The sequence below is a fragment of the Microbacterium sp. BF1 genome (assembly GCF_019279095.1).
In the GTDB taxonomy this organism is placed as follows: domain Bacteria; phylum Actinomycetota; class Actinomycetes; order Actinomycetales; family Microbacteriaceae; genus Microbacterium; species Microbacterium maritypicum.
The window spans coordinates 1-9,662 of record NZ_JAGYWT010000045.1 but is presented as its reverse complement, the minus strand read 5'-3'; the positions used below and the strand labels follow the sequence as shown (position 1 = coordinate 9,662).

11 protein-coding genes and 1 pseudogene are annotated in these 9,662 nt (G+C 63.6%); 2 read left to right on the top strand and 10 right to left on the bottom strand.

Annotated elements, in window-relative coordinates:
- Positions 1-338, top strand: a 338-nt coding sequence (locus KZA10_RS02975; protein ID WP_218681976.1) for a transposase, incomplete at its 5' end; no start/stop codon positions are given.
- Between the two features lie 128 nt (positions 339-466).
- Here the strand turns inward: KZA10_RS02975 and mscL are convergent.
- The 5 genes from mscL to KZA10_RS02950 all read right to left on the bottom strand — a co-directional run bounded on the left by mscL (position 467) and on the right by KZA10_RS02950 (position 4,040).
- Complete coding sequence (gene mscL / locus KZA10_RS02970) at positions 467-919, bottom strand: large conductance mechanosensitive channel protein MscL (protein ID WP_141388142.1); 453 nt, start codon at positions 917-919, stop codon at positions 467-469.
- Positions 920-1,264: 345 nt separating this feature from the next.
- Positions 1,265-1,678 carry a hypothetical protein gene (locus tag KZA10_RS02965; protein ID WP_141388144.1) on the bottom strand — a complete coding sequence of 138 codons (414 nt, stop codon included), beginning with the start codon at positions 1,676-1,678 and terminating at the stop codon, positions 1,265-1,267.
- A 444-nt stretch (positions 1,679-2,122) separates the two neighbouring features.
- Entirely contained in the window at positions 2,123-3,115 is a 993-nt protein-coding gene (locus KZA10_RS02960) for an Abi family protein (RefSeq protein WP_141388146.1), read from the bottom strand.
- Positions 3,116-3,302: 187 nt separating this feature from the next.
- Positions 3,303-3,575, bottom strand: coding sequence for a hypothetical protein (locus KZA10_RS02955; RefSeq protein WP_141388148.1), 273 nt, complete (start codon positions 3,573-3,575; stop codon positions 3,303-3,305).
- Between the two features lie 9 nt (positions 3,576-3,584).
- A complete protein-coding gene (locus KZA10_RS02950) occupies positions 3,585-4,040 on the bottom strand; it encodes an SOS response-associated peptidase (RefSeq protein ID WP_218682137.1) in 456 nt (151 codons plus the stop codon).
- A 196-nt stretch (positions 4,041-4,236) separates the two neighbouring features.
- On the opposite strand from KZA10_RS02950, the gene KZA10_RS02945 reads away from it, so the two are divergent.
- Positions 4,237-4,956: a hypothetical protein gene (locus tag KZA10_RS02945; RefSeq protein ID WP_218682136.1), complete on the top strand. Its 720-nt coding sequence runs from the start codon at positions 4,237-4,239 to the stop codon at positions 4,954-4,956.
- Positions 4,957-5,037: 81 nt separating this feature from the next.
- On the opposite strand, the gene KZA10_RS02940 is transcribed toward KZA10_RS02945, so the two are convergent.
- The 5 genes and pseudogenes from KZA10_RS02940 to KZA10_RS02920 form a co-directional block, all read right to left on the bottom strand.
- Complete coding sequence (locus KZA10_RS02940) at positions 5,038-5,598, bottom strand: hypothetical protein (RefSeq protein WP_218682135.1); 561 nt, start codon at positions 5,596-5,598, stop codon at positions 5,038-5,040.
- A gap of 198 nt (positions 5,599-5,796) precedes the next feature.
- Positions 5,797-8,070 carry a site-specific integrase gene (locus KZA10_RS02935; protein ID WP_218682134.1) on the bottom strand — a complete coding sequence of 758 codons (2,274 nt, stop codon included), beginning with the start codon at positions 8,068-8,070 and terminating at the stop codon, positions 5,797-5,799.
- The gene (locus KZA10_RS02930; protein WP_218682133.1) at positions 8,064-9,191 is read right to left on the bottom strand and encodes a tyrosine-type recombinase/integrase; all 1,128 of its coding nucleotides are present in this window, start codon (positions 9,189-9,191) and stop codon (positions 8,064-8,066) included. The genes KZA10_RS02935 and KZA10_RS02930 overlap by 7 nt, the downstream gene beginning before the upstream one ends.
- A gap of 39 nt (positions 9,192-9,230) precedes the next feature.
- Positions 9,231-9,494 carry an SOS response-associated peptidase gene (locus KZA10_RS02925; RefSeq protein ID WP_218682132.1) on the bottom strand — a complete coding sequence of 88 codons (264 nt, stop codon included), beginning with the start codon at positions 9,492-9,494 and terminating at the stop codon, positions 9,231-9,233.
- A 41-nt stretch (positions 9,495-9,535) separates the two neighbouring features.
- Positions 9,536-9,662: pseudogene (locus KZA10_RS02920) on the bottom strand (IS5/IS1182 family transposase); the annotation flags it as partial.

Here is a 9,662-nt window from a genome sequence, read left to right as displayed (position 1 = left end):
TCGCGGAGTTCGCCGAGCAATGGCGGAGCCTGTATCCGGCGATGATCCAGATGTGGGAGAGCGCGTGGGGCGAGTTCGTGCCGTTCCTGAAGTTCCCGCCGGAGATCAGACGCCTCATCTATACGACGAATGGGATTGAGTCGCTCAATGCCAGGTTCCGGCAGGCCACGAGACGCCGCGGGCACTTCCCCAACGAACAGGCGGCGATGAAGGTGCTCTACCTGACGGTGCTCGAGCGGCGCCCGAATCGCACGAACCCGACCGGGCAGATCGCCGGCTGGAAAGCTATCCTGAACACCCTGTCCATCACCTACGGCGACCGCCTAGGAATCAACTAAGCCGAAGCCCCGTACACAAAGGAACGGACAGACCCTGTCGCGGACCTGCTCCAGGCTCCTGTCGACTATCGCGTCTCCCGCTCCCTGCCGCCCCGCGTTGACCGCATCCAACGCGGGGCGGCGCCGGATCAGTCCCGGGGCAGCCGAGTCGATCGCGTCGCGGCGGGCTGCGTCGACGCCTGGTTCTGGAGCAGATCGCGGATCTGGATGAGCAGTTCAGCCTCGCTCGGCAGGTCTTCGGGCTCCTCGACGACGCCGGCCTTCACGGCAGCGCGATCCCGCATCTTGTTCATCGGCACCACGAACACGAAGTACACGACCAGCGCGACCGCCAGGAAGCTGATGATCGCGCCGAGGATTGCGCCGAACGAGAACGTGGACGTACCGCCAGCCAGCGTCGGAACCATGACCTGCAGTGCAGTGTCGAGGCTATCGGCCGCGAAGAACAAGCCGATCAGCGGATTGATGAGTGCCGAGACGAGGACGTTGACGATCGCGGTGAACGCCGCGCCGATCACGACCGCGACCGCCAAATCGATGACATTCCCTCGAAGGATGAATTCCTTGAACCCCGTAACCACACAGCGGACCGACGCATGAGCAGCCGGTGGACCTGGTCGAACTACCCAGTTGCGCGCCTGCGGCTCCTAGGGGCATGTCTGATGAATATCAGACTCTGAAGTCGAGGCTGGGAGCGTGGTGCTGGAAGCCGGGTGCGGTGTTGCCGTCGCGGCGACACGTCGCTGGTAGAGCACAATCGCGATAAAGGTGGCCATGGCGATCATGATGAGGGCGGCCACGCAACACTCACGCACAAACTCGCCAACCTGGAGCGTCACACTAGGTGCGGCGATTCCCACCGAACCAACGCACCGCGCCACGACGACCTACCCCTGGGCCAAATCAAGACGACGCCCCGGGCCACTTCAAGTTGACACAGTCAGGCGGAACTGGTCGCCGACCGTCGCGCGACCGGTCACGTTCTTCTGGATCGTGATGCGCGCCGATGCCTCAGCGACGAACGTCGCACTCTCCGGGGCGTTGAGGACGGTGGTGACGTTGGCCGGCTCCTCCGGAGCGCTCGTCTCCTGCGGTGTTGGGTCTGTCGCCGGTGGAGTGTCCGTCGGCGCCGGTGTCTCGGTCGCCTCTGGAGTCGGCGCAGGAGCCGGTTGCGCTGTCGGCTCCGGCGGTGGCGGAGTCGTCTCGGGTGACGGCGTCGGTGACGGTGATGCGGAGGGCTGGGGTGTGTCCGCCGGCGGAACAGTTGCAGCTGACGCACCCGGCGCAGCGACAAGGGTCAGTGCCAGAGCGATGACCGCGGATGCGGCGGCAGTAGCCATGCCGTTGCGGCTGCGGCCCGCGTTCCGTCGAACGCCGCGGGTAGAGCGGAATATCACCTGCGGCCCCCGGTACGCGCGTGGTCGGTTCGACCGTGACGCCCGATTCTGGGGAGAGCGCACGATCGACGAGATCGAGATCTGCACAGACAGAATCTACGGCAGGGCTGAGACCGTACTCTCAGCCCTTTCTGCACCCAAGCATAGAAAACATTCAGCCTTGCCGTCAAACGAGTGCTCGGCTTCCGGAGGGAGAAACGTCGATCGCCAGCGAGCAGGGAGATGGTTAGGGCACCCCATGAAATCCTGCGAATGAAAACATACACCTGGATCCGCAAACTAGCCGGGCCTCACCCTGGAGGACGCGATCGGAGCTTCCCGCACTCCGCGTGAGATGGGACCTGGGACGCTCCTCATGACGACGAAGACTCGTACTGACGGCAGAGACTAATCCAGGTGTCTCGCCCAGAACTCGTCCTCTGCCCAACCGGCAGGGATGCCCATACCTGCGAGGTTCATCGGTGAGCGGGTGCTGAGCAGCTGATGCAGTCGTCGGGCCCAGGTGCTCCGGGGCGACACCACGTCGAGCACGGACTGGAGCGACACCAGCACCGGGTAGAGGCGTTTCTCTGAGCGTGCCGGCAGCGCAGCGTCGCCCTTCAACCAGGAGATCGCAGGTGAGGCTGGAATCGCAGGGTACACACCGATGCCGACGTTCCAGAGTCGACCGTGGTGAGCGCAAATATTCCGAACGCGCACATAGGTGCGAAGCCACGACGTCAGCACCGGATCGTTCAGGCCGAGCCGCCTCGCTACGGCAGTCCGGTCGGCGCGCAGGCGCAGGTTGTCGATTACGTTGTTCAGCTGGCCGAGGGTGAGGGTCTCCACCATCAACCAGGAAGGTGGCAGCTCGGGTTCACCGTAGGTGAGTAGATAGTGCTCGAGCGCTGAGCGGTAGACAACGCTGGAGGGGTAGCTCACTGGCTCCGGGGCGCCAGCGAGACGAGTACCTGAGGTGGCGCGCACGATGTTCAGGAGCCCCGTGTGCTTCCCTTGATTCTCAAAGTGAGCAGCTTCGACGTACCAGTGAGGGTCATCGTATGCGGTCGACATGTGATCCGTCAGCGCCGCGCGAACGGCGACTTCAACCCGCTCCAGCGCATCCATCACCAGCAGTCTGAGCGCCCGGTCAAAGACGTAAATATCCAGCACATCATCGAACGCAGCCCCGGCGCGGAACGCATGATCGGGCTGACCATGTTGGAACGGGATCGTGTACGGCGACAGCCGGAAGTAACCGATGTGCCGCAGGTACCGCGTGGCTCGTTCGCGGTCCGGGATCTCGAGCCCGCGTTCGGCCATTCGCTCGATGAGGTCGTCCAGGCTGAGTGCCGGCTTGTCGTAGATCAGAGAGCCGCGAGGCCGGGGTGGTCGGGGCATCGATGCTCCTCTGGCCGGGAAAGAAAAACCTCCCAAGTGCGCATCCAGGAGAGGCGTGGGAGGTGTAGTGATACGAATGTAGCACGGAGCTGGGACAGAGCGTTGGGCCTCCAGGCCGGGGCTGTCGATCCGGCCGGTTCAGTGCCCCAGTTGCGCCTCAGACTGAAGTAATTCGTGCAGCTCAACGCTACGCGCGCCTGACCGAGAGTATCTGCCGGCCTGCGGGAACCTTCGCCTCCAGCGCGGCCATATCGTCGCCTTCGATCTCGCGCGGCTCGTCGCGACGTTGGAACTTGCCCTCAACGATACGGATGCCGCCCGGCTTCATCTCGACGTGCGCCGAGACCATTTCCCAGCCTGCGGGTGCTTCTGCCACCAGCTGAGCGCGAAGGTCCGGGATCTCTGTCCCCGTCACCGTGGCGTTGTGCTTCTCGGCGGGGCGGATCGAGGCGATGAGCATCAGATAAGCCTATGCCGCAGGCTCGATGAGCGACGGGTCGGTGGCGTCGGCCGTGCGTGAGTTGTTCACCTTTCGGTCGACGACGTGCTCGGTGATCGTGGCGGCGACGTCGGCGGAGGTGTGCTCGAGTATCGCGAGAGTTTCGACCTTCCTCTCGCCGGTGAGTTTCTCGGGGGTCAGCCACGCATCCCAGGTGTCCGGGGTGAGGAACGCTGGCATCCGGTCGTGAACCTCGCCGCTCGCGTCGCGCGCTTCGCGGGTGATTACGACGAAGCAGCGTGATCGTTCGCCGTTCGCAAGCTCCATCGACCAGGTGAGACCGGCTGCGGAGAGCATGCCGTCGCCGTGGAGGAAGTGCGGGGTCTTGTCCCCCTTCTCCCCCGTCCACTCAAAGTAGCCACGCATCGGCACGATGCACCGGGCTGCGGAGAATGCCGGCGCCCAGAAACCAGTAGCGAGCTTCACCGAGCTAACCAAGACCCGCCGAAAACGATCGTTTGCGGCGTGAAGTCGCGAAATGGGCCCGAAGGGTCGCCGAGTATGTCGCTACCGCCGGATGCTGCGATCATCGGCCCTGCTCCACGAGTTGCGCCGGTGCTCCCGATCAGTAATTTCACATGAGTTGTGGCGCTGAGCACCAGCCGCACCGACGCGTGCTCGCTTGGCTGACATCGAGAAGTTGGAACGGGTCTGCCAGTATGGCGTCATGTCTGGCACGCACAAGCTCGCCCCTGCACTCGCCGCGCTCGCCCTAGCGGCTGCCGCGCTGGCCGGGTGCACCGCCACATCACCAGCGGCAGTTCAGACGTCGAACGATTCCGATCTCACGGTTGGCACCGAGGCTACGCCGACGCCGGAATCGAACGAGCTGGAAACCTGCTTCAGCGCGTCTCAGGTCTATGGCGACGGCGGTGGTTTGTATTGGGAGCGACAGGGGACTCTCCGAGATCTCGGTGCCCGTGAGTTCGCGAAAGGTGAGGTGACAGTCGATGAGGACGGCATCCCCTTGACCTATACCGTTGAGCCCGGGGATGTCGAGGCTGTGATCGCTGAACGGCTCTGCGCGTGGCCGACTCTCGGCGAGATGAACCACGTGCGCGTGATCCAGCCGGGGCAGGTGCTCTGGCTCACCCCCGACCCCAACAGCCCCTCGGTGCCGTACTACAGTCCTCATGACGCGCCTGCTGGGTTCCAGCAGATTCCGTATCAGCAGGCGATCGAGTCTGCAGGCGCGGCAGTTGACGCCGGTGACGTGGACAGGGTGCGGGCGATCTGGAACGACACGTTGAAGGGTATGTTCCTGAACCAGAAGACCATTGACGCCGTCCAGAAGGTCGTCGACTCGGGCGACCTCGACGCACTTCGCCAACTCTTCTCCTGACACTCCCCACGGGGCCGTGGAATGGCGCGACGCGAGTGCCCCCGTGCGACTACGTGCGGCGAAGCTACGCGAAGGAATCCTTTACTGGGCCCAATCTGGCACAGGGTATGACAGGCGCGCGAAGATGATGCACGCGGTGGCGAGTGCGATCGAGATGACGGCAATCATCACCATGCCACGCACCCGGAATCGTGCGGGCTGGGTCAGGTTGCGCCAGGAGAACACGCCACCGACGAAGGCCACCACCACGGGGAGCACGGATGCGCTGAAGACTCCCATGAGAGCTACGACCTGCTCGTCGGCGTCGTTCTCGAGTCCGATTCCGGCCAAGCCGAAATAGAACCAGGCGACTGGAAGAGCGAGTGCTGCGATGATGCCAGACCCGACCGTGATGACGACGTGCGGCCTGCCGCTGACCGGTCCGGCTGCGTGAGTGACGAGTCCGGCGACGACAAGGGCGAATGCGAGGAAGTAAGGCCAAGCCGTGAAAAGATCGACGGCTGAAAGCGCGAGATACATGGTCCCGCCAAAAACGAGGTGAACCGTTGCGATGATGCACCCAAGCAACACCGCGCTAATCGCCGTTGTCGAAACAGCACGACCGCGCACCTCAACGCCCATCTGCTCCACTTTCGCGCTCATGAGCAGAGCCTAGCGAGGCACAAGCGGCAAGCGGGCGTCAACCGTAAACGATCGATCTCGGTGGCTCGATGGAAGCTGCCTGCCGCAAGTGCGACTCGCCGAGGATCGTCGCGCCGTAACCCCCCGCCGAACCCAAACACACCGAAACGGGTGGTTTACCGTTTACGACCGAAGATCTCTCCGTGAACCGCGAGGGGGTCAAGGCGTGGGGTTTTCACCGTTCGGACGACGTCGTTCAAGGGTCAGCCGAACGATCTGGGTCATCTGCCCCAGCTTCTCCTCGGCCGCTCGGATGCTGATCTCGATGCCGTCCACTTCTCCAAGCCAGCCCATCCTCTTCGCCTCGGCAAGCCGCTCGTGGAGGTTGGCCAGGATGGATTCGAGGCGCTGGCGTTGTACCGGGTCCGGTCGTAGCATCGGGCAGCGGATGCACGCGTGCTCGTGAATGCAGGGCGTTCCGTAGCCGCGTGAGCAGGACCCGAGTTCGACCTTGCGTTTGGAGAAGTGTGCGTGGAACTCCTCGAGCTCGGTCGCCGACGGATCGCGGTAGTCCTCTGCTGGTCTCGACGCTCGTCGACGATCAACGAACTGGCGGAAGTGTCGCGCGACGTCTTCATCGAAAACTGCCGCGTATCCCTGGGTCGTGGAGAGATTCAGGTGTCCCATCACTTTGGCGAGGATGTGCACGGGTAGTCCCGATCTCAAAGCGTCCGTCGCAAACAGACGCCTGAAGTCGTGCGCAGTCAGACGAGTCTCGGGGGTGTCGAGGCCGGCCACTTGCACGGCATAAGCGACGAAGTTTTTGAAGGCGGCAGGGGAGAACACGCGGCGAACGTCGCCGTCTTTCCACTGGAAGAGGAACGGCAGTGGCGGGGAGAAATCTCGCTCGAGTGAGTCGTAGCGGATCACCAGGGGGACCTGATTTTCATCGCCGCGCGATCTTTGGCGGAGACGAGCGAGAACATGTGCGAGCTCGGGAGAGACGAGGAGTACGCGTTCCCGATCCGATTTTGATGGGACGACCTGCAGCAAGAGCATCTTCTCACCCGTCGACGCTTCATAGGTGAATAATGCTGTGGCTGTGAGCTCCGCGACTTCTTCCTGACGCATGCCCGTTTCGTGCATGACGTGGACGATGGCCCAGGACCAGAACGCTCGTTCGGCGATCCGTGCCTGGAGAATGCGCTCATCTGTCGCGAGGTCTCGAATCGGGACCGCGGTCATCGACACACCGGGGCCTGCACCCGTCTCACGAAGGTACGCTCGCCCAGCCCACTCGAATCGCTCTCCGAGAGGGGTCGTGGTCGCCGCGCGCAGAAGTGACTCCTGATGCTCGAGGTCTGTGTCGATGGCGGCGAGGAGCTTCGGGACGCTAGGTGCGATCTTGCGGACTCGTTGATGGTGGGCGGCGATCACCCGTCGTCTGTGTTTCTGGTGGCCGGCGGTGTCGATCTGGGAGACGATGCTCGCAGTCGACCACGACGCCCAGTAGGCGTCGTGCGTGGCCCATACGGCGATGTCGAGGTACATTGCGCGCACCGCGAAGAGGGTGCGATAGCGGTTCTTCAGGCGTCCGACCGATTCCGTCTTCCACCAGTCAGCCACCTCCGGCGCGACACGTAGGTCGGCTTGCTCGGGATTGCGGGAGCGAATCTCCATCCAGAAGTTCCGGAGCAGTTCAGTCGACATCGCCTGCAGAGTTGGGTAGTCCACGCCCGGTGCTCGCGACCTGAGGTAGCGCGTGAACATCTCTGCGACGGCGGGCGGTTCGATCTTGTTCCTCGCGACCATCGCGGCTGCATCCGGCCTCGGCGGCTTCGCGAGCTGGCGAAGAGGCGGGAGGTCGGGCGGAACGATGCCGAGCCGTTTAAGGATCTCGAGCGCGTCTGCGAGCCCGCGGCGGATGGGCTTGCGGGCGACGGCAGCGAAGGCCACGACGTCGTCGGCCGTGATCTCTCTGAGGTGTTTGCCGGTCGCCACCTGGAGGATCAGCACGGCTCGCAGTGTGTCTCGTGCGGCATCGGTGGGGAAGCCTTCGAGCGACCACGGCGAGAAGCCGTCGAGACGGATGCGACCAACTCGGTTGAGGAACTCTGCACTCGGCCGAAGAGCGTCGAGGCGAATGAAGATCGACACGGCTACGCCGGGGCTCGTGGCAAGTTCGCGAGCGACTTGGTTGAGGCCAGGGAAGGCGTCGTGCCAGGTCAGGCTCGGCATGTTCTCGACCCCGCTTGCGTCCCAGCGCCGTTGCCAAGTCTCGCCGGGGAAGGTCATCAGCGTATCGATGAAGATCTGAACGATCGGGCGGTAGTCGCTTCGGATGCCATCGTCGTACGGCGTGTGAGGAATCGCGGCGTTGAGGAACACGCCGGGGCGCGCTCGTCCTCGGGACGGCCGGCGATGTCGACGGAGTTGCGGCGCTGTAGGCGGCGCTTCGATCGGGTCTTCCGTCTCGATGAGGTCTTTCACCATGATGCGTCCCCCAGAAGTTCGTCAAGATCGGAGCTGTCGTAAGTCAACGCCGGAGCCTCCGGCGTGGGTCTAGGCTCTGACCGCGCCCGAAGATGCTGAGCCACGCGCTCGATGATGTCGTCGTCATGCTGTTGGAGGTACTCCTGGGTCGTGGACAGATGCAGGTGGCCGAGAATGCGTTGGATGTCGCTGAGTGTCAGAGCGGGGTCGTTGGACATCCGCACGGCTGCAGTGTGCCGAAGGCCGTGAAGGCGCACCTTCGCATCTATCTCGAGGCCGACCCTGTTGAACATCGCTCTGGCGGCGTCATACCCGAACGGCCGATACGGGCGTCGATTCGTCCACCACACCGGGTTGCCCTTCGCGAGTAAATCGGGCGGCAGCGACTCTTGGTACAGCCGCAGCCACAGGAACGCGTTGGACGAGGCTGGCAGAGCCTGCTTCGCGCGAGTGCCCTTCCGCTCTACCGTGATGCGCTGGGACCCTGGGTCAACGTCTTCGAGATTCATGCCGAGCAGCTCTGAGGGGCGGGCCGCGCTGGAGAGGTAGAACTCGACGAGGGCTCGATCCCGCGTATTGCGGATGGTCTGAAGGATCTCGGCGACGCGCGACTCAACGATCAATCGAGGTGCTGTCTTCGGGACCTTCTGACGAAAGTCGGCCCGACGGTCGCGTCGGAACGCCAGTTCAGGGTTGTGGTGAGCGTTCAGCCGTCTGCCGCTATCGGCACGGCGCGCCGGTACGGGATTGATGATCGGACCGCGCTGTTGCGCAAGCTGATAGTCATAGAAGGCCGAGATCACGGCGAGGTTGTGATTCAGTGTCCGAGGCGAAAGCGGCCGATGGCTCAGCGCTGAGGGTTGGCGACAGGCGAGCACGAAGTCACGCACTGTCTCGCGTGCTGCGCGCTCCCAGTCCGCGCGCTCGAGCGCGAGGTGACGAAACCACCTCAGCAGGCCGTACGCGTACGACCGGCAGCTCGATTCAGCGTTCCCACGTGCCCAGAAGTCGAGCATGAAGTCCGAGACTGCGGCGATGACCGCGCCATCACCATCGATGACAGCCCAGAAGGGAGGGTCATCGAGGGCCAGTACGGCGCCGACACGAGTTCTCTTGCTCATCTAGTCGAGCATCGCATTGAGAACCGACAGGAGAGAGGCTTAGTTCGGTATACACACCTTCTCCATCCGTGCGTTGATGATCGGTGCACCCTTCGGCCGGTTCGCTGGCTTCTGCCAGTCCCAGCGAACGAGTTCGAGGATGCGCCCCTCGCCGCGGTCACGCACGATCGGGGCGTTCGAGGTTGGCGCGATCGAGTAAGCACCGGCCCAGGACTTCCACCAGTCCTCCGGTTTGCCGCCGTCAGCAACGTACTCCCGGATCAATCCATCGGTCTTGGAATCGTTCGCGAATCGGCCGCACATGAGATGCAGAGTAACGCCGGTGTCCGACTATTGGACACCGACTAGGGCGTGTCTCCCATATGGCGTAGCCAGGTGAGGATTGCGCTGATGGTGACGGCCGCGCGGTAGGTGATCGCGAGCTTGTCGTAGCGGGTGGCGAGGCCCCGCCATTGCTTGGCGAGAGCGAAC

Bases quoted from the DNA above. Each gene is read 5' to 3' on its own strand.
- KZA10_RS02940 (WP_218682135.1), bottom strand. From the start codon at position 5,598: ATGAGCGCGAAAGTGGAGCAGATGGGCGTTGAGGTGCGCGGTCGTGCT.
- KZA10_RS02960 (WP_141388146.1), bottom strand. From the start codon at position 3,115: ATGCCCCGACCACCCCGGCCTCGCGGCTCTCTGATCTACGACAAGCCG.
- KZA10_RS02955 (WP_141388148.1), bottom strand. From the start codon at position 3,575: ATGCTCATCGCCTCGATCCGCCCCGCCGAGAAGCACAACGCCACGGTG.
- KZA10_RS02935 (WP_218682134.1), bottom strand. From the start codon at position 8,070: ATGGTGAAAGACCTCATCGAGACGGAAGACCCGATCGAAGCGCCGCCT.
- KZA10_RS02965 (WP_141388144.1), bottom strand. From the start codon at position 1,678: ATGGCTACTGCCGCCGCATCCGCGGTCATCGCTCTGGCACTGACCCTT.
- KZA10_RS02925 (WP_218682132.1), bottom strand. From the start codon at position 9,494: ATGTGCGGCCGATTCGCGAACGATTCCAAGACCGATGGATTGATCCGG.
- KZA10_RS02930 (WP_218682133.1), bottom strand. From the start codon at position 9,191: ATGAGCAAGAGAACTCGTGTCGGCGCCGTACTGGCCCTCGATGACCCT.